The sequence below is a fragment of the Mesobacillus subterraneus genome, from assembly GCF_003937825.1.
GTDB classification, from domain to species: Bacteria; Bacillota; Bacilli; order Bacillales; family Cytobacillaceae; genus Mesobacillus; species Mesobacillus subterraneus.
In genome coordinates, this window is record NZ_RSFW01000010.1 from 29,142 (window position 1) to 49,378 (window position 20,237).

At 44.9% G+C, this 20,237-nt stretch carries 18 protein-coding genes and 1 riboswitch; of the genes, 1 reads left to right on the plus strand and 17 read right to left on the minus strand.

Annotated features, from left to right (window positions below; all coding sequences use genetic code 11):
* Positions 1-21: 21 nt before the first annotated feature.
* Positions 22-630 (minus strand): succinate dehydrogenase cytochrome b558 subunit, encoded by a 609-nt coding sequence (locus EJA10_RS07610; protein ID WP_125479422.1) that lies wholly within the window; start codon positions 628-630, stop codon positions 22-24.
* Between the two features lie 467 nt (positions 631-1,097).
* Between EJA10_RS07610 and EJA10_RS07615 the strand changes: the two genes are divergently transcribed.
* Positions 1,098-1,553 carry a YslB family protein gene (locus EJA10_RS07615; protein WP_125479423.1) on the plus strand — a complete coding sequence of 152 codons (456 nt, stop codon included), beginning with the start codon at positions 1,098-1,100 and terminating at the stop codon, positions 1,551-1,553.
* Positions 1,554-1,653: 100 nt separating this feature from the next.
* On the opposite strand, the gene EJA10_RS07620 is transcribed toward EJA10_RS07615, so the two are convergent.
* The 16 genes from EJA10_RS07620 to EJA10_RS07695 form a co-directional block, all read right to left on the minus strand.
* Positions 1,654-2,886: an aspartate kinase gene (locus tag EJA10_RS07620; protein WP_125479424.1), complete on the minus strand. Its 1,233-nt coding sequence runs from the start codon at positions 2,884-2,886 to the stop codon at positions 1,654-1,656.
* Positions 2,887-3,296: 410 nt separating this feature from the next.
* Positions 3,297-3,474: riboswitch (Lysine riboswitch) on the minus strand.
* A gap of 70 nt (positions 3,475-3,544) precedes the next feature.
* Positions 3,545-5,317 carry an excinuclease ABC subunit UvrC gene (uvrC, locus tag EJA10_RS07625; protein ID WP_125479425.1) on the minus strand — a complete coding sequence of 591 codons (1,773 nt, stop codon included), beginning with the start codon at positions 5,315-5,317 and terminating at the stop codon, positions 3,545-3,547.
* Positions 5,318-5,332: 15 nt separating this feature from the next.
* Positions 5,333-6,793: a glycosyltransferase family protein gene (locus tag EJA10_RS07630; RefSeq protein WP_125479426.1), complete on the minus strand. Its 1,461-nt coding sequence runs from the start codon at positions 6,791-6,793 to the stop codon at positions 5,333-5,335.
* 96 nt (positions 6,794-6,889) lie between these two features.
* On the minus strand, positions 6,890-7,822 hold the full coding sequence (locus EJA10_RS07635) for an FTR1 family iron permease (RefSeq protein WP_125479427.1): 933 nt from the start codon (positions 7,820-7,822) through the stop codon (positions 6,890-6,892).
* Between the two features lie 36 nt (positions 7,823-7,858).
* A complete protein-coding gene (locus EJA10_RS07640) occupies positions 7,859-8,611 on the minus strand; it encodes a hypothetical protein (RefSeq protein WP_125479428.1) in 753 nt (250 codons plus the stop codon).
* A 50-nt stretch (positions 8,612-8,661) separates the two neighbouring features.
* Positions 8,662-9,435 (minus strand): glycosyltransferase family 2 protein, encoded by a 774-nt coding sequence (locus EJA10_RS07645; RefSeq protein WP_246017719.1) that lies wholly within the window; start codon positions 9,433-9,435, stop codon positions 8,662-8,664.
* Between the two features lies 1 nt (position 9,436).
* The gene (locus tag EJA10_RS07650; protein ID WP_125479430.1) at positions 9,437-10,903 is read right to left on the minus strand and encodes an alkaline phosphatase family protein; all 1,467 of its coding nucleotides are present in this window, start codon (positions 10,901-10,903) and stop codon (positions 9,437-9,439) included.
* Positions 10,900-11,820 carry a lysylphosphatidylglycerol synthase transmembrane domain-containing protein gene (locus EJA10_RS07655; protein WP_125479431.1) on the minus strand — a complete coding sequence of 307 codons (921 nt, stop codon included), beginning with the start codon at positions 11,818-11,820 and terminating at the stop codon, positions 10,900-10,902. The genes EJA10_RS07650 and EJA10_RS07655 overlap by 4 nt, the downstream gene beginning before the upstream one ends.
* On the minus strand, positions 11,804-12,757 hold the full coding sequence (locus EJA10_RS07660) for an NAD-dependent epimerase/dehydratase family protein (RefSeq protein ID WP_125479432.1): 954 nt from the start codon (positions 12,755-12,757) through the stop codon (positions 11,804-11,806). Before EJA10_RS07660 ends, EJA10_RS07655 begins: the two co-directional genes overlap by 17 nt.
* A 91-nt stretch (positions 12,758-12,848) precedes the next feature.
* On the minus strand, positions 12,849-14,063 hold the full coding sequence (locus EJA10_RS07665) for a hypothetical protein (RefSeq protein WP_125479433.1): 1,215 nt from the start codon (positions 14,061-14,063) through the stop codon (positions 12,849-12,851).
* Between the two features lie 240 nt (positions 14,064-14,303).
* Complete coding sequence (gene trxA, locus EJA10_RS07670; protein ID WP_125479434.1) at positions 14,304-14,618, minus strand: thioredoxin; 315 nt, start codon at positions 14,616-14,618, stop codon at positions 14,304-14,306.
* 198 nt (positions 14,619-14,816) lie between these two features.
* Positions 14,817-15,794, minus strand: coding sequence for an electron transfer flavoprotein subunit alpha/FixB family protein (locus EJA10_RS07675; RefSeq protein WP_125479435.1), 978 nt, complete (start codon positions 15,792-15,794; stop codon positions 14,817-14,819).
* A 39-nt stretch (positions 15,795-15,833) separates the two neighbouring features.
* On the minus strand, positions 15,834-16,607 hold the full coding sequence (locus tag EJA10_RS07680) for an electron transfer flavoprotein subunit beta/FixA family protein (RefSeq protein ID WP_125479436.1): 774 nt from the start codon (positions 16,605-16,607) through the stop codon (positions 15,834-15,836).
* 85 nt (positions 16,608-16,692) lie between these two features.
* A complete protein-coding gene (locus EJA10_RS07685; protein ID WP_125479437.1) occupies positions 16,693-17,466 on the minus strand; it encodes an enoyl-CoA hydratase in 774 nt (257 codons plus the stop codon).
* 119 nt (positions 17,467-17,585) lie between these two features.
* Positions 17,586-18,188 carry a fatty acid metabolism transcriptional regulator FadR gene (locus EJA10_RS07690; protein ID WP_125479438.1) on the minus strand — a complete coding sequence of 201 codons (603 nt, stop codon included), beginning with the start codon at positions 18,186-18,188 and terminating at the stop codon, positions 17,586-17,588.
* Positions 18,189-18,404: 216 nt separating this feature from the next.
* Entirely contained in the window at positions 18,405-20,108 is a 1,704-nt protein-coding gene (locus EJA10_RS07695; protein WP_125479439.1) for a long-chain-fatty-acid--CoA ligase, read from the minus strand.
* Positions 20,109-20,237: the final 129 nt, after the last annotated feature.

Genomic DNA, 20,237 nt, shown 5'->3' on the forward strand with positions numbered 1-20,237 from the left:
AGCACAAGGCCTCATGAAAAATTATACGAATGCCAGGATCGCACGGACTCCAACGATTGTCAGCGCGATGAATACACCAATCGTGATGTAAGTAGAAATCACCTGTGAACGAGGTGTTACAGTGATTCCCCAGCTTACGAAGAATGACCATAAACCGTTCGCAAAGTGGAAAGTGGTTGAAACGACACCGATTAGATAGAACCATAGCATGAATGGAGAAGAAAGGATCGTCTCCATCATCTGGAAGTTAACTTCTGCACCAAATGCCGCAGCAATACGAGTTTCCCAAACATGCCATGCTACGAAAATCAACGTAATCACACCAGATACACGCTGAAGCATGAACATCCAGTTCCTGAAATAGCCATATTGCCCTATATTGTTTTTAGCCGTGAAAGCAATATAAAGACCGTAGATTGCATGGAATAATAATGGTAAGAAGATAATGAAGATTTCTAGAAAATACCTAAAAGGCAGCTGTTCCATAAAATGAGCAGCATTGTTGAATGATTCCTCTCCCCCTGTAGCAAAATGGTTGATTACCAAGTGCTGCACGAGGAAAAGACCTACTGGGATGACACCCAGTAACGAATGCAGCCTCCGCCAATAAAACTCTTGTTTACCCGCCATATGTATACCCCCCTTGAAATTTGGCCGTGATGTACAGGTGTCTCTTTCTATCCCTATTAACCTAACAGATCGATCCAACCCAACATCGAAACATAGCAATTCTTACAATTATGTGACATGTTCATTTTACTCCCATCATTATAGAGCGTCAAGAAAACGGATACATAAAAATGCTTATATAAATAAAATTTTTAAAATATATTGATATTGGAAAAATCCCACTTTCTAATTATTTTCAGCGACTTTAGAGTATATTAAAATAATAGTATTGCCTTAATGAACCCATTCTCAAAAATTTTTTGCCTGAATCTTTTTTATATAGGAAAGTTTCGGGTATGGTATAAACATGGAAAAAATTAATAGAATTAGGATTGGCAATCTAAAATTTAACAACAAGGAAAATCTTTGAACACAGGTTGTTTTTTAGACAAATTGTTTATAATAGAATCATAGAAAGAGGGGAAAACATGAGTGAACTAACAACATCAGAGCTGAAGACCGAAAGCGGGCCGCCTGCTGTTCCTGCTTTCGGATATGAATTGATCCGAGAAATACTTGTGCCGGAACTGCTCGGCAAAGACACGCCGGAAATCCTTTATTGGGCCGGAAAGCGCATCGCCCGCAAATTCCCATTGGATAGCATTGAAGAAACGATCCGTTTTTTCCACGACGCCGGCTGGGGGCTTCTAAGCGTAAAAGAAGAATCCAGACGAGAAATGGTTCTTGAACTTACCAGCGACTTGATTTCCTCCCGATTGAAAGACAACCCAAACACCACATTCCAGCTTGAAGCCGGGTTCATTGCCCAGCAGGTCGAGGGGCAAAAAAAAGTAGCAGCGGAAGCCTTCGAACACCCCAACAAACGTTCAGCCCGAATCCAATTCACGATTAAATGGGATAAAAACGACGCCGTTAGCGAATAACTTCCAAATAAATCCAGGATAATTCCTGGGTTTATTTTTTTTGAAAAGGTGATGCAGGAAAAAGCATTCCAGCACTTCCGGAATGCTTTCTCCTGCTATATTACTTCGTTTTAACAGTTTCTGAATACAACTCAAATGCTTCATGCAATGATTCTACTGCGCTCACCATTTGTCTTTCCTCCACGACCGTGGATACTTTAATCTCAGAAGTGCTGACCATTTTCACCTGAATCCCGTGTCCTTCCAGAACCTCAAACATTTTCGCCGCGACACCCGGATTTGATACCATCCCTGATCCCACAATGGATACTTTGGCAAGGCCAGTTTCAGATTCGACCGCCTTGTAGTTGAGCTGCTCCTTGTTGCGCTCCAATACATCCAATGTTTCCGTAAGATCATGGCTTTTGATCGAGAATGAAATATTGGCTGTATTCGCTTCTGTACGGCTCTGGACGATGATGTCGACATTGATGTGGTTCTGGGCCAATGTAGTGAATATAGTTGAAAGCCCTTTTAGGGAGGTGCTTACTCCCAGGACTGATACTCTCGTGATTTGGTCTTCAAAAGCTACTCCGCGTACAATCAGGTTCTGTTCCATTTCATTCTCCTCCTTGATGATCGTGCCTCTTTCTTTTTCCATGCTTGAGCGTACTTCAATTGGAAGGCCATAGTTCTTGGCGAATTCCACCGCACGTGGATGGAGGACACCTGCACCCAGATTTGCCAGCTCCAGCATTTCATCATAAGAAACGCTCAATAATTTACGCGCGCTTTTAACATACCTTGGATCTGTCGTGAATACGCCCGTGACGTCTGTATAAATATCGCACTTATCTGCCTTCAGGGCTGCTGCAAGGGCTACTGCAGTCGTATCGGATCCGCCTCTGCCAAGGGTAGTGATTTCACCTTCGTCGGTAACTCCCTGGAAACCGGCAACAATGACAACTCTGTCGCTGCTGAGGTCATTCTTGATTCGTTCCGTATCAATGTCTATGATTCTTGCATTGCTATGGACTGCCTCAGTTTTGATGCCTGCCTGCCAGCCTGTATAAGAAACAGCATCAATGCCATTTTGCTGCAATGCCATCGAATATAAGGCGATCGTAATTTGCTCGCCTGTCGTTAAAAGCATATCCATCTCCCGTTTTGAAGGTGTGCTGGAAATGTCATTTGCCATGTCCACTAGATGGTCAGTCGTCTTTCCCATTGCTGAAACGACGACGACGACTTGATTACCATTTTGCAGTTCTTCTGCTGTCCTGCTGGCGGCATTCCTGATTCTGTCCACACTGCCAACTGATGTTCCACCGAATTTCTGTACAATCAATCCCATTGGTTTCCCCTTCCTTTTCCATCTGTATTTTGCCTTAATCAGAGTTTCATGGCTTCGCCGCATATGTATCTTTCCCCAGGGGTTAATTATTTTATAGGCACTAAAAGAATAAGATGTTGATTTTCGTTCCAGGCGCTTCGCTTTCCGCGGGAAGAATATGAAAAATACCTATGCCGTCATTTTCATAAGCAATTCTTCCTCGGGGCTGACGGTGAGCCTCCTCGTCGCTATTCGCTCCTGTGGGGTCTCACCTGTCCAGCTGATCCCGCCGGAGTCTTCGCGCCTTCCACTACAATCAACAAGCATTCAAGAAACAGCTGCCTCTAACATAACACTTTAAAAAGCCCCCAAAACAGAAAAAAGCAATGAGAGTGTCTCCCATTGCTTGATAAACGTGTATATACGCTGCAACATGAGATAGCACTCCAAGATGGCAATCTTGACAATCCAGCGTTTATTCAACGGTGGACCAGCGTGAAAATGGTTAGGCATTTCCCCACTTCGGCGAACATCCCCTTTCAAAGCCCATCGCTGAATCCTACTATTCTCCAGGCCTTTACTATTGAAGCTCGCACCTCTATCTTCACTTTATTGCTATAAAGTGATAACAATATGAAATTTTCATCATTATAGCACACTAAAAAATACAATGCTAGCATTAATTCTGCAATTTCTCATAGAGCTCCATGGCCACATTAGCCGGAACCCCTGCCGCAGTCAACTCTTCCACAGATGCTTCCTTCATCTTTTTCACCGAACCAAAATGCTTCAGCAGAGCTTTTTTGCGCTTCTCGCCAATGCCCGGAATCTCATCCAGCATCGATTGGAAGGCGCTTTTGCCCCTAAGCTGGCGATGGAAGGTAATCGCGAACCGGTGCACCTCATCCTGGATTCGTTGCAGCAGGTAAAATTCCTTGCTGTTGCGAGGCAGATCGATGACCTGCAAAGGATTCCCGTACAATAGCTGGGATGTGCGGTGCTTATCATCCTTCGCCAGGCCGGCAATCGGTATATCAAGACCCAGCTCGTTTTCCAGCACATCACGGGCCGATTCGATATGGCCTTTGCCGCCATCGATGATAATCAAATCAGGCAGCGGAAGACTTTCCCTCAGCGCGCGTGTATACCTGCGCCTCACCACTTCCCTCATCGATTCATAATCATCAGGACCTTTGACCGATTTAATTTTGTATTTGCGGTATTCCCTCTTTTCAGGCTTTCCGTCGATGAACACGACCATCGCGGAAACCGGATCGGTTCCCTGGATGTTGGAGTTATCAAACGATTCAATCCGGTGAGGCGTGTAAATCCCCATTTGCTGGCCGAGATTTTCGACTGCCTTGATTGTCCGCTCCTCGTCTCTTTCAATCAATGAAAACTTCTCTTTCAGGGCGATTCCTGCGTTCTTTGATGCCAGGCGGACGAGATCCTTCTTCTGGCCCCGCTGCGGTTTGAGCACTTTCACTCCTAGCAGCCCCTCTGCCATTTCGAGATCGACACCCTCTGGAACCAGTACTTCCTTCGGCTTGAAATGCTCATTTTTTGAATAAAATTGGCCGAGGAAGGTGAGGATATCTTCTTCCGGCTCATTATGAATCGGGAACATTGAAACCTCACGCTCGATCAGTTTTCCCTGGCGGATGAAAAAGACCTGGACACACATCCAGCCCTTATCGACTGCATAGCCAAACACATCCCGGTCTGTAAAATCGGTCGATGTCATCTTTTGCTTTTCCATTGTCGCTTCAATATGGGCAATCTTATCTCGAAATTCCTTCGCGCGTTCAAAATCGAGTTCTTCGGCAGCAGCAGCCATTTTAGCTGTCAGATCAACCTTGATATCCTTGAAGCCTCCATTGAGGAATCGTGTGATTTCATCCGTGATTCGCTTGTACTCTTCCTTGCTCACATCCTTGATACAAGGAGCAAGGCACTGGCCCATATGGTAATAAAGACATACGCGGTCAGGAAGCGTTGAGCATTTCCTGAGCGGGTAAATCCTGTCCAATAGCTTTTTCGTTTCATTGGCCGCCTGGACATTAGGATACGGACCGAAATATTTACCGCTGTCCTTCTTTACCTTCCTTGTGATGATGAGCTTTGGATGCCGTTCGGCGGTCAGCTTGATGAAGGGATAGCTTTTATCATCCTTGAGCATGACATTGTATTTCGGGTCATACTTCTTGATCAGGTTGATTTCAAGGACCAGCGCCTCCATGTCAGAAGAGGTGACGATATATTCGAAATCCACGATTTCATTCACAAGCCGAAGCGTCTTGCCATCGTGGGAACCGGTGAAATACGAACGCACCCTGTTTTTCAGCACCTTCGCTTTTCCCACATATATGATGGTCCCCTGCCTGTCCTTCATTAAATAACATCCCGGCTGCGCAGGGAGCAGTGCAAGCTTATTCCTGATCTGGTCATTCATGCCGTTCACCTCCTGTTACGGTGTCCATTTATATAAAATAATCTCGTGATAGACTGGATCCATCAATTCATTTGACTTAAAGGTTTCAATCTTCTCCAGATTTCCATAGAGCTCCATGCCCTGCGAACGGAAGCCTTCGGCAACACTGTCTGTCATAAAAATCGTCTTACCATTATACATGCTCTGGTCAAGCAGGAAGACGTCGTAGGTATAGACTCGTTTATGCGGGAAAGGCATCTCCAGATACTGCAGCACCCTTGTCTCTTCCCATGTATATAAAACAAAATCCTGCGGCTGCACCTTAAGAAAGCTTGCAAGCTGATAAACAGCAGGCTCTTCGGCCGCCTGTTCTTTTACAAGATGTGTTGAAAAAATTGCCTGGGCAATGATGAGAGCGATAACGAGAGTGCCAGCTGAAAACTGGGCCCGTTTTTTTAAAAACACCATTAGTCCAAGGAATGTCAGCATCAGCGCCACCGGCAGGATATGCCTCGGTTTTTCGATATTCTGGGCAAACAGTGCCCATAGTCCGTATGCGCCCAGAAGGAAAGACCCTGTAAACAAGACGTTATTTTTACTGATTTTGCTGTTTTTTGCCGGCAAAAAAATCAAGATGCCGATAACTATATATATTACCATCAAAACAGTTGTTCGTGAAAAGATTCCCCACCAAAAAATGTTGGTAAACAAAAATAGCTTGATTCTGGAAAAGAAAGATAACTCATTTGAAACCGAACTGCCGCCCCATTCCTGAAAATGGCCGCCAGTAAAGCCCAAGGCCAGTTCGAGGAAATTCCCCAGGCCTCCCTCTGACAGCACGAGCCCTCCGACCCATATTAGCTGAAACAGCCCGGCGATCACGACATATTTGAGAATACCCAGCAAATCTATTTCCCGCTTGGCCCATTTCCTGTATAACAGGTAAACCAGTCCTATCCCCATTGGTATGTAGCTCAGCCTGATTCCCAGCAGGACGCTGAATAAAAACAGCGGGAGCAGCGTCCACCTTCCAGCTGGCCGGGATTCAGCAGCAAGGATGCTCCAGAAATACCACCAGAAAGCGGCAAGTGCAGCGCCTTCCGACATCGGCTGGTTCACGACTAATAAAGGATAGCTGGCTGTGTAAATGGCAGCCGCAACCAGAAAAGCATTTGTCTCGGAAAGCATTCTTCTGGCAAGGAAATACACAGGGAGAAGCGTGCTGGAATATACTAACACATTAAATAACACCAATGCTTGCTGAGGAGTATCCACCAGCGGCTTTATCAGCATTCCCCCTAAGATAAAGTAGGGATAGCCGGGGAAATGAGGCTGCATTGCCCTTAAATCAAAGCGTTCCAAGGCCAGTGAGAAGTCAACCTGATCCCACGAAGCCGCATAGGGATTAAGATTTGCCAGCTGTATCGCCAAAACTGCCAGGACAGCAAGTGAACTTAGACCCAACAGCAGCGCTCTTTTCATTTTATCGGTAATCATCAATGTTCATCACCAGCCAACCATTTAAAAATCTGTTCAAAACTATGAAAAAAGTACAAGGAAGATCCCTGTACTTTTTAGGAGAGAGGAGAAAAATTATTTTACTTGTGGCTCCAATACATTGACTTGCTTGTTTTCTGCAGTCTTCTTATCTGCAGCCTTTGCTTTCTTAGGGCTGCGAGACGAAGTCAACAGGAAGATTGCTGCAAAGTAGCCAAAATATGCGATGACTTCTTCAATAGAAGGCATGGAAGAATATCCGAACAGCGCCTTCAGGAAGATACCGACATCACCCGAAATGAGTGGTGCAACACCTGTGTCGCGCAGATAGTGTGCGTAATCAATTGGATGTTCCGGCAATAGCCATGTAATATCATAGACATGGTACATGACGCTTCCGATTATGTTTACGTCCTGCATCATTGAGATTGCCTGTACGAGCAACCCGGCAGAGATCAGGATAATGAATGCTCCCGTAATTTGGAAGAATGTCTTAAGCTTGACCTTCATCGTTCCTTTAAAGAACATGTAGGAGACAACAATGGCAATCAATGTTCCGGTAATCGCTCCCCAGCCTTGCATCGCGGCACCGATATTTCCGCCTGTGATCGCTGCGAAGAAGAATACCGTTTCAATCCCCTCACGAAGGACAACAAGGAATGAGTGAATGACCATACCGACGATATTTCCGGTTGAAATGAATTTTTTCATTTTCCCTTCCATATTGCCTTTCAGGTCCTTGCTGTGGCTTGCCATCCAGAAGACCATCTGTGTCAGGAGAACCGTCGATACAACCATAATCCCGATTTTCAAGTATATCTCGCTGCCCATTGCCGCGAAGCCGGTGAACACAACCTGGAACAGGATCGCTACCCCGATACTTGCCAGGACTGCGAGACCCGCTCCAAGCCATACATACTTGGTATATTTGGAGTGATCCATCCTCTTCAGATATGTGGTGATGATCCCGATGATTAATAACGCTTCCAATACTTCACGAAAAGTAATCAATAACGCTTGAACTTCCATTTGCTGATTCTCCCCTCTCCAAGGTGTCCTCTATTTCTATGATTTTCTTCTCTTAATACCAATAGCAACAATCGCTCCGATGACCGTAACTATCAGGATCAAAGGAATCCAATTACGGATATTCGAACGGTCTGTCCAGTCCTTCTTGCCAGGACCTTCTTCTTCTTCTGTATCTGTAAAATGTCCGACTTCCAGGCTTGGAAGATGGAACTCATCTTGCAATGCATTCAGGATTTCTTCTTTCTTTTCTTTAAAAACTTCTATGTCGGAGGGTTTCTTCCCTACTCCAAAGAGCCCGGGATTTCCCAATGCTTCAAGTGCCGCGTCAAAGTCTGCTTTAACTTCTTTATTTACTTCTGGATTGTTTGCTTCAACCTTTGGCGATAACGCTTGATATGTAGCATATCCTTTCGCCAGCAGCTTCTTGGAAGTGTCATATTGCTCAAAGCTTTTTTCAATGCTTTCAAGCCTTCTTGCGACATTCAGGACAAGCAGCTTTTCCATATTTTCAATGGTTGCTTCTTTATCCTCGTCATTTAGGCTTTCCATAATGACCTGCCCTGGCTCGGTTCCCATGTGCATATCGACTTCTTCTTTCACCGTTTCAAACAGGGACTTTGCCGCCGAGAAGTTCGGAGGGTTCTCATTCAACTTCACCTGCATTTCTTTATAGACTTCAGCAACCTTTTCTTCATTCGGATCTCCGTATGAATAGGCACTTGCAGTCTGTGGCATACCGTTAATGAGAATCAGTATCAGTGAAAAACAAAAAAATATGGCTTTTTTCATTCGTTGTTTCCCTCCTACAATGATAATGATAATGATTATCATTATGAAAGTCAATCATATTTGATAATCGTCACTTTTTTGTCACTATTTTTACTGCTCTTAAGTTGGGAATTCTCTGCCTTTACTACCTTTGTAACCGGTCTTGACATTTCCCGGAAGACGGCCGGGACGACGTTTGTCATATACCTTCGAAAGGAAATGAAAGAAGTACCCGTCGTTCTCACACGATATTGAATCGGTACCTCAAGTACCCTGAAGCCTTTTCTGACAAGGTTCAGTGTCAGAACCTGGGCGTAATTGTAATCATGGATGATTTCGGCATTCTTAAGAACCTGTCTTGAAAAAGCCCTCATTCCGGACTGCCCGTCATAAAGCCATTTCCTCAAAAGCAAGGTTTGCAGGAAGGTGAAAAAATAGTTCCCCATTCTTCGGTGAAATTTCATCCCTTTTATCGTGCCCATAAATCGCGATCCCATTGTATAATCTGCCTTACTGTTGAAAATAGGTTGGACGATATCGGGAATTTGCCATGCTGGATATTCGCCGTCAGCATCGATCATTACCCCGACGTCTGCACCCATTTCATAGCATACTTCAATCCCTTTTCTTACAGCAGCACCTAGTCCGCGGTTTTTCTCAAAACTGATGATATGGTCTGCGCCAGCCTTTCTGGCTTCAGCGACCGTTTGATCCGCAGATCCATCATCGATGACCAGTACCTCGACAATGCCTGCCCCCGCAAAGCTGCGGGGGATCTGCTCAATGACTTCTCCGATCGATTCTTCTTCATTAAAAGCTGGTAAAAAAACGATTACTTTTTTCAAATCATTCCTCTTCCTTCTCAACATTTATTGCGTCCATCAGCACTTTGCCTCTGCTGTTTTCCGGATATGGCGCCCCAAGCAAGAATGAAATCGTTGGCGCGAGCGAGACAAGACTGTGTCTTTCCTGTACCTTATTACCTTTGGCGATATGAGGACCGTTCATGAAAAACGGAACAAATCTTTCACCTTCATCCAAATGCCCATGCCCGCCAATCCCATCAGCCTGTCCATGGTCCGCGCAGATTACTAGTGTGGTATTCTCCATTTTGCCTTCCGCTTCCAGCCACTGAACGAATTCCTTGATCAGAGCATCTGCTTCTTCAATTTTCTCAATATAATCATCGTAGAGGACTCCTCGGCTATGTCCTACCTGATCAGTCCCGATCATTTGGACCACAAAAAGGTCTGGATCCTGCTCTGCCATTATTTTTCGTGCACGCGCCAGCATATTGGTGTCAGCCTTGTCCTTGTGCATGACAGCTGTCACCGTCTCTACATCACTGCCCATTGCATCTACAAGGTGCGCGATGCCAAGAAGCCTTCCTCTTTTGCCAACCTTGCGCAGTGAGTCAAAAATGGTCTCTGTTTTGACACCAAGCTTCCAGACCATATTGGATTTGATTCCATGCTCAAATGGATAGGTACCAGTGAACATCGAGCTGAAACAAACGACCGTCCTTGCCGGATACAAAGTCTCCATATTGAGATACTCAGTTCCGTTTTCTTTCAGCTGGTCAAGGAAGGGTGTATGGGCCTCGTAAAAACGCTCCTTGCGCATCCCATCAATGACGATGACAATCACTTTTTCTGAAAGTCCGTTTTCAGGCACTGATGGTCCTTCGTCCTTTGTATATGTCTCATACGCCTTCGGCTTCCAGTCAAACAGGTAGCGGTGCAAAATAAAGGTCAGAACGAAAACAAATACATAGAACAACGCCAGGTCTGCAAGAGGCAAACCACTTCCGGCATTTAAAGATCCATATGCCAGTTCCCATACAGAGAGCAGCAGAAGCACCTTCGGCAGTTGCTCCTGAGCGTTTCCGCTTGTAGAATCACTGTTTTTCAATACCAGCTTCCAAAACCTTGTAAAGTTAAGCCAGGATGTGCCAATCCTCAAGTGATAATACAAGGTCCCCCAGAAAAACACCGTAAAGAAAAAATAAAGTCCAGCTGCAAAAAACAGGAGGGGAATAGTAAGATCAGGCCAAATAACAATAAAAACAATAAACGGAAGCCATAAATAGTTTCTCAAAAAAAGCGGAAAATCATATATAAAATACATGACAAACAAAGGAAGGACAGCCAGCAGCGACAGCAGCAGGCCACCTGCCCTATCCGCACTTCCTAAATCCCCAAGATGGAATAACACCATCGTGCCAACCGTGAAAATCTGCGTAAAAGGCTTGCCTTCATTCAGTAAATTCCAGCTTCGGGCCGCGAATTTTTCAAACTTTGATGCACTCTTCATGATTCGTTGCCCCTTTCTTTAGTCCATTTTTTCAGTAAATGTATCGGTACAGGGTAGGCAGCCAGTGCGATTCCCCCGACAATAAACGAAAACACATATTTCAATCCATGGGTAATGACCGCTGCGGTATAGGCTTTTTCCCCAGCAATTCCTGCTGCTCCCAGCGCAAAGACCATCACCGCTTCATAGCTGGCAATCCCGCCAGGAGTGATCTGAAAAATCTGACCAGCCACTGTAATGCTGTTCACCCAGATGGCCTGTATAAATCCAAAACTGCTGCCGCCATTCATCACCACACCATATATGACAGCCGCTTCCATGATCCAGCTGGCCAAAGTCAAAGCAAGGATGGCCATTCCTTTCCACCCGGAAATAGCGCTTTTCATGATGATGATATGCTTGTTAAAAAACACCCGGAATTTAAAATAAACTACCACAGACAATCCAGCACCAGCAGCCATCAGCCACACAAAAAGCATCCCATTGACAGGAAGCTCAAGGAATGCCAAGCCGGCCATCGCCATTCCAAATAATATCGCCGTGTCAAGCAGCCGCAGGACAACGACTGAATTAAAGGCTTCATGTACAGTGATATGAGGTTCCCTTGCTTTCAGGATGCCAACCCTCGCAAAATCCCCGGCTTTTACCGGCAGCAGATGATTCAGCAACAGACTGTAAAACAATCCATACATACACGTCTTAAGAGTTGCTTTTCCTTTCAGATAGATCTGCCAGGCTATTCCCCTCGCCAGAAAGGCCGAAAAATAGCTGATCAATATAAGGAACAGTGCAACTGAATTTGACGCAAGGCTTCTTATTTCATCCATCATGCTGCCTACATCAAGGTAATAAGCTGTCATGACAAAAAAAGCAGTGATCAGCAGGATGGAGATTATCTTCTTAAAGGAATTTTTCATATTGCTCTGCCCAGGCTACTGTTTCTGCGATTCCTTTGCTAAAATCCATCTTTGGTTCATAGCCAAGCAATTCCCTTGCTGCCGATATGTCGGCCCATGTCCTGTCGACATCACCGGCACGCTCCCCGTCTCGTCTAATCACCATGTCTGGATAGTAGAGCTTCAGCTCGGCCAGCAGCTGTTCCATCGAGATAGGCCTGCCTGATCCAATATTGAGGATGGCACTGTGCTGCAGCTTTTCAATAGCCCGTTCAATTCCCGCCACAATATCGCTTACATATGTATAGTCCCGAGATCCTCCCTGTCCAAAAACAGTGATCTCCTCACCTTGCTTTAGTTTTTTGATGAAGTTGACGATTGCCATATCAGGTCTTCCCCAAGGGCCATACACCGTAAAAAATCTCAATATTTTCATGTCCAGCCCATATAGATGCCCGTATACATGGCAAAACGATTCGGCGGCATATTTTGATGCGGCATATGGTGAAATCGGCTTTCCTGTCGCCATGTCCTCTTTAAAAGGAATCTCTTGATTCTGCATCCCGTAAACCGACGAAGACGAAGCGAAAACCACCTGCCTGACGCCTGCCTTCCCGGCTCCCTCAAGGACATTGACGGTTGCCTTTACATCATAATCGATGTATTCAAGCGGACGCAGTATCGAATATGCCACTCCTGGCAATGCAGCAAGGTGGACAATGGCTTCAGGAGAGAACTTTTCGATGATTCTAATGGTTTCCTCACGATCAAGGAGATCGGATTGATAGAATTCAAAATCCCCTGCGAGCTTTATGACTTCCAGGTGCTGTTTTTTCCTCTCCACAGAGTAGTACGGATGCAGATTATCGAGGATGGCCAGTTCATGCTGTTCCTTCAGCATCTTCACGGCCAAATGACTTCCGATAAACCCTGCTCCTCCTGTGATCAAAATCCTCACTCATGCCACCTCTTTCTTTCTCTAGCCATTTTAACATAGTATTTCATGTTAAAAGCGAAAATAGAGCCGCATCGCTGCGGCTCTATTGTTTTTATTTTGCCAACTCGTTCACTGCAGACATTACAGCTTCACCCTTGGCTTCCGCTTCTTCAGGTTTGTTATCGGAAATTGCGGTAAACCACGCTTCAGCATCAGCGAAGACAGCATTCGTTTTTTCTTCCCCTAATGCTTCTGTCAGCTGTCCCTGCAGCATTTTCAAGAACATGTTTCCTTCCATTGCGCCTACTTTCGCTTCCACTTCATTGCCTTCAGTTAATAGCTGGGGAGCTTTTTCATAGTAACCACTGATTTTTCCAGCAATGGCTTTCGCGAACAATGCATTGGTTTCGGACGCTTTGATCGTTGCAGGGTCCGTTGTATTTAATGTGAACAATTCGTCAAGTTTGGCTGCAGCAGCTTCATCGCCACCGCCAAGTGAGCCCTTAATGGCTTGATAGAATCCCCATGCCTCTGCCTGCATAATGGATAATTCCTTCGAATCCTTGCCTTCTTTTGCTCCCGCTTCAATTTTCTCGGCATAGGATTTCGCTGCAAGGTAATAGCTTCTGTAGATTGACTTATCCGTTACTTGAAGGAAGACCTGGAAATCATCCGCGTTTCCTGCGTTTAGCGCTTCTTCCTGTGCGGAAAGGCCAGCATTGATATTTTCAACCAGGCTGGAATCACCGCTTAACTCATAATAAGTATCACGCTTCTCAGCTGTTGGAACGAAAACTTTTTCTGCAAGGTGCTTGATTTGCATGAAAGCTACGTTTGCTTCATCTTTTTTATCTTCTGTCATAGCAGCAACCGCTTCTTTTTGAAGTGCCTTTTGATTTTGGTAGAAATATGATTGCGTTGTCTTATCGATCAATTGGACGGCGATGATCGGCTCCATTTCTCCGCCTTTTCCAGCAGTGATGGCAGCCTGGATTGCCTGGTCAAATTCAGGTGTCAGTTCCGCTACATCTTTCTGGAGACCGGCATTATATCGCTCTTCTACGAGGTTCCAATCAACTTCCTGGTTTTCCTTGGCTTTCCCCATTTCAGCAGTCATTTCTGCATATGCGTTTGCTTGCTTGGCTGCATCTGTATCTTCAACTTTGACTTCTTTTGTTTCTTCAGCATTATTATCTGTTTTATTTTCTGTTTCAGTTTGCTTTTTCTCTTCCGGCTTCTCCGCGCTCTCGTTTCCTCCGCAAGCCGCCAGTACTGTGCTTGCCATTAAGAAACTTGCGAAAACCGCTTTCAGGTGCTTTTTCTTCATCTTAGATATCCCCCTATGTAAATTCGTGTTTTTAAGTGATAATGATTTTCATTAACAATTGTAATTATAATCGAGAATGATTTTCACTGTCAACGGACTTTATGAGAAAACTTTGACAAACAGGTGAACACTTAGTTTTGCTCATATTGTATTTCTTTATAATTTTTGCTGATTTGTTAGAAAACAATCAGAAAAACATAAAAATCCCGCCTTCCGGAGAAGACGGGATTTCTTGATTGCTTAGATATGCTGTTGCAGGCGGCCAGCTAGAGCTTCTTTCGGCTGGAAGCCGACAACTTTATCCACTGTCTGACCATCCTTAAGCACTAGAAGTGTCGGGATGCTCATGATACCGTATTTAGCAGCTGTTTCCTGGTTGTCATCAACATCAAGCTTGACGATTTTTACTTTGTCGCCCATTTCTGCATCTAGTTCTTCAAGCACTGGAGCGATCATTTTGCAAGGTCCGCACCAAGGTGCCCAAAAGTCAACAAGCACTAGGCCTGATCCTGTTTCGTTTTCAAAGTTTGCGTCAGTAGCGTGTGTAATAGCCATTTAAATGCCTCCTAAATGAAATCTGAATATTATCGTCAGTATATCACCGTTTACCAATTGATGCTATTTATTTGCTCTCGTTGTAATTTACCCTTTTCGAGCGCGAATATTCCATAAAAACCATGAAAAAACGGACGTGTTTTACGTCCGTTTTTCGACTGTTGTGCTCATCTATTAGAGCATCAACATTATTGATTATTAAGCGTTTACTTTAAGCTTCTTGAACTCTTCCGTCAGCATTGGAATGACTTCAAACAAATCTCCGACGATTCCATAGTCAGCAACTTTAAAGATGTTGGCTTCTGGATCTTTGTTGATAGCCACGATCACTTTAGAGTTGGACATGCCGGCAAGGTGCTGGATTGCGCCAGAGATTCCGGCAGCGATATAAAGGTCCGGAGTGACAACTTTACCAGTCTGGCCAATTTGCAATGAATAATCACAATAGTCAGCGTCACATGCTCCACGGGAAGCTCCAACAGCGCCTCCAAGAACGTTTGCCAGTTCCTTGAGCGGCTCGAAACCTTCCTCGCTCTTCACTCCGCGCCCGCCAGCGACAACCACCTTCGCTTCAGAAAGGTCGACACCTTCAGTAGCCTTGCGGACAACATCTTTAATGATGGTTCTTAAATCTTTGATTTCGGCACTTACAGTTGAAACTTCGCCTGATTTGCCTCCATCCCTTTCAAGCGGAGCGATGTTATTAGGACGGATTGTTGCAAAAATTAATCCATCTGTAACGATTTTCTTTTCAAAAGCTTTGCCTGAATAGATTGGGCGTGTGAAAACAAGGTTTCCTCCTGCTTCCTCTACAGCAACTGCATCCGAAATAAGACCAGAATTCAGTTTGCCTGCGATTTTAGGAGCAAGGTCTTTTCCAAGGGATGTATGACCGAAAATCAGGCCTTCTGGGTTTTCCTGATCGATTACTGCAATCAAGGCTTGTGAGTAGCCATCCGGCGTATACTGGGCAAGCTTAGCATCTTCTACTGCCACCACTCTGTCAGCACCAAACTGATAAAGGTCGTTTCCTAATGAACTAACAGAATCACCGATCAATACTCCAACCACTTCTCCGCCTTCTGCAACGGTTTTAGCTGCTGCAATTGCTTCGAAGGATACGTTTCTTAGTTGTCCGTCACGCGCTTCTCCCAATACCAATACTTTTCTAGCCATTTGATTTACCTCCTGCGTATTTATTCTTCCTTGAGTGTTTTAAACGACTTTCGCTTCTGTATGAAGCAGGTTGACAAGTTCCTTTACCTGATCGGCAAGTTCGCCTTGAAGGACTTTTCCTGCCTCTTTTTTAGGAGGAAGATAAATTTCAATTGTCTTAGTTTTTGCTTCTACATCGTCTTCTTCCAGATCCAAATCATCGAGTTCAAGCTCATCAAGAGGCTTCTTCTTTGCTTTCATGATTCCTGGAAGAGATGGATAGCGCGGCTCATTCAGGCCTTGCTGTGCAGTGACAAGAACAGGGAGGCTTGTCTCAATGACTTCTGAGTCCCCTTCTACGTCCCTTGTAATCGTCGCAGTTGTTCCGTTGATTTCGAGTTTCGTGATGGTCGTTACATATGGCATGCCAAGCTGTTCGGCAACACGAGGTCCCACCTGGCCTGATCCGCCATCGATTGCAACATTTCCGCCAAGGATCAAATCTGCTTCTTTGTCCTTCAGGTACTCAGAAAGAATTTTTGCAGTCGTGAACTGGTCTCCGTCTTCTACATCGTCCTCGATGTTGATTAACACCGCTTTGTCAGCACCCATCGCAAGTGCCGTACGCAGCTGCTTTTCTGTTTCCTCGTTGCCAACTGAAACAACTGTCACTTCCCCGCCGTGAGCGTCCCTTACCTGGATGGCTTCCTCAATGGCATACTCATCGTAAGGATTGATGATGAATTCAGCTCCATCTTCATTGATTTTGCCGTTAGAGATCGTGATTTTTTCTTCTGTATCGAATGTCCTTTTCATTAGAACGTAGATATTCATGTGTTCCCCTCCTAAGTATTCAAACATTTTAGCTGTTCTAAAGATTAAAAAAATTTATTTCAAAAAAATATTGCTAAAAGTTTGCTTATCTGCCCTTGAATTCAGGATTCCTTTTTTCAAGAAATGCCTTGATTCCTTCTTGTCCATCTTCTGACAGGAAAACATCGCCGAACAGCTTCGCTTCCTCCTTCACACCTTTATAGAAGGATTCTGTCTTGGAATGGTTGAGCAGCTTAATGGCCGCTCCGATGGAGACCGGACTTTTCTTTGCGATCTTGCCCGCCATCTTGTATGCGTTTTCAAGCAATTGCTCTTCAGGGTAAGCATGGTTGGCTAATCCGTACTGGACTGCTTCCACACCCGTGATTGGATCGCTTGTAAACAGCATCTCCGCTGCCCTGGCTACTCCCACATAGCGTGGAAGACGCTGGCTCCCTGCAAATCCCGGGATCAATCCAAGCTGCAGCTCTGGCAAGCCCAGTTTCGCGTTTTCCGCAACCAGACGGAAGTGGCATGCCATCGCCAGCTCGAGTCCTCCGCCAAGTGCTGCACCATGGATGGCGGCAATGATCGGCTTTGGAAAATGCTCCATTCTCTCGAACAAGTCCTGGCCATATTCAGCCAACTTTGCAAAGTCTTCGCCAGTTTTGATTGTGGTGAATTCCTTAATGTCTGCTCCTGCCGAGAAGAAACGGCCTTCACCATGAATCAGGACCACCCTGATTTCATCGTTTCCCTCAATTTCGTCCAGTACTGCGGAAAGCTCTTTTAACAGACCGGATGCAAGTGCATTCGCTGGCGGACGGGCAATCGTAATCGTTGCAATCCTGTCCTCCGATGACCATTTGAGATACTCCACATTTTCCCCTCCTTTTACATAAAGGCGAGTTACATTCGCAGACATATATTGCCTGCGAAATAAGCCTTTTGAAATGCTCTTTCCCATCCATTCCAAAGATGCAGGAATGGACGGACTGATTAAAGGACTGGTTTGGTGTCCTGGTAACCACAGCCATTGATCAACAGCTGATGTACCGCTTTTGCCAGGTCGGGAAGACTGTATTTCTGTTCATTCATCACCCATGAAGTCACAGTTTCATCTACCGTCCCAAAAATCATCTGTCTTGCAAGACGCAAATCAAGGGAGCTTGAAAACTCTCCATTCTCTATGCCTTCCACAATGATTTTATCAATCAGCATTAAGTAGCCCTTCAGCACCTCGTTGATTTTATGCCGGAGATCCTTATTGGACTGCCTTAGCTCCAGCTGGGTTACAATTGCAAGATGCCGGTCCTGTGAAAGCATTTTGAAATGCGTTTCGACCAACATATATAATTTCTCCGTGGCGGTCTTTTTTCCTGCTATTTTTTCTTCGATATTCTCCACGAAGTAACCCATTTTCTCCTGGAACAGAGAAATCAGTATGTCTTCCTTGTTCTTGAAATACAAATAAATGGTCCCATCGGCCACTCCAGCCTGCTTCGCTATTTTAGACACTTGCGCCTGGTGGTAGCCGTTTTCTGCGATAATGACCACTGCTGCATCGATTATTTGCATATATTTCGGCCTGTTTTTTTTCATTTGTTTCACTCCCGCTCCAGGAAAAGCACAAGCATTAAATGCTACAGTGGCACACTCCCGTTTACGATTTTAGTCTGCAACTCTTTTTACTGAATGAATCGTCATTCATATTTTTATAATAGTATTCACTCACATATCTGTCAAGAATTTGTGTTTCATTTGGACAACCCTTAATTTTCAAAAAGAAAGAGCCGATTGATGAGCCGGCTTTTAAAATTAAGCTCGCTTCTGCTGGTCTTCCTGTATTTTCGCTTTTTCTTCGTCTACAAGTGCTCTTCTGAGGATTTTACCAACCGCTGTTTTAGGCAATTCACTGCGGAATTCATACAATCTTGGAATCTTATATGCGGCAAGATGCTTGCGGCAATATTCATTCAGTTCCTCTTCCGTCGCCTTTGCCCCTTCTTTAAGAACGATGTATACCTTAACCGTTTCACCGCGGTATGGATCTGGAATACCAGCTGCCACTACTTCCTGTACTGCAGGATGCTCGTATAGGACCTCTTCGATTTCACGAGGGTAAATGTTGAAACCGCCCGCAATGATCATATCCTTCTTACGGTCAACAATGTAGAAATATCCTTCTTCATCCATATAGCCAAGGTCTCCGGTCAGCAGCCATCCATCCTTCAGGACCTGTTCCGTCTCCTCAGGTCTGTTCCAGTAGCCTTTCATGACTTGAGGGCCTTTCACAGCAACTTCTCCGATTTCTCCAGGCGGCAGCGGCTCTCCCGTTTCCATTGATAGAATTACAGAATCCGTATCCGGCCATGGAACACCGATGCTCCCCTTCACGCGCTTTTTATCCCAGAGGAAATTGGCATGTGTGACCGGGGATGATTCGGTCAGGCCATAACCTTCAACAAGCTTCCCGCCTGTGACTTCCTCGAATTTCTCCTGGACTTCCACAGGAAGCGGTGCCGATCCGCTGATGCAAGAATCAATCGATGACAAATCATATTTTTTGATATCAGGATGGTTTAGCAACCCAATATAAATTGTTGGAGCACCTGGGAATAGCGTCGGCTTTTGCTTTTGGATAGTCTTCAAGGTTGTTTCAGGGTCGAACTTTGGCAGCAGCACCATCTTTTGTCCCTGCATGACAGACAGGATCAAGACGGCAGTCATTCCATATACATGGAAAAATGGCAGGATGCCGAGAACTGTTTCTTCGCCTTCTTTGCACTTATACAGCCAGGCATTGCTCATCGCCGCATTCGCGACCAGGTTCTTATGAGTGAGCATGACGCCTTTCGGGAATCCGGTTGTTCCGCCAGTATACTGCAAAAGTGCTAAATCTTCTTCGAAATCAATCTCATATTCTTTTATATTACCTGCAGGCATTTTCATGATCTCAGTGAATAGGTGATTTTGGCCTTCATGCTTCACATTTACGATAATGCCATACTGCTTTTTCTGGATGAATGGGTAGACAAGATTCTTCGGGAATGGCAGATAATCCTTGATAGCGGTTACAATTACATTCTCAATGTCTGTATTTGCAATGACTTTGGATACCCTCGGGAAAAGAAGGTCGAGCGTAATGATCGCTTTGGCACCAGAGTCCTTCATCTGGTATTCAATCTCACGTTCCATGTACAGAGGGTTCGTCTGGACGACAATACCGCCAGCCATCAGGATTGCATAGTAACTGATGATGGATTGCGGAGTGTTCGGGAGCATGATTGCCACCCTGTCTCCTTTTTCAATCCCTAGCGATTGAAGATAAGCAGCCAATTTTTTCGCATAGTTGTAGACCTGCTTATACGTAAGTTCCTTGCCCATGAAATGGATTGCCACTTTATCAGGGAACATTTCGGCAGTCTGCTTAAGATAATCCTGCACCGGTGCTTCCTGAAGGTCCAAATGTGCTGGAATTTCCGGGGGATATTGCGACAGCCAAGGCTTTTCTACTACCATCTTGTTGCCTCCTTATTTAAAATTTTTTGAAAATTCTTTCTCTCATTATATTATAATGGACTTTTTATGACAATTAGAATAGTTTTTTGGTGGATTATAGGGACAAACTCCTGAAAATCTAGTTTGTAA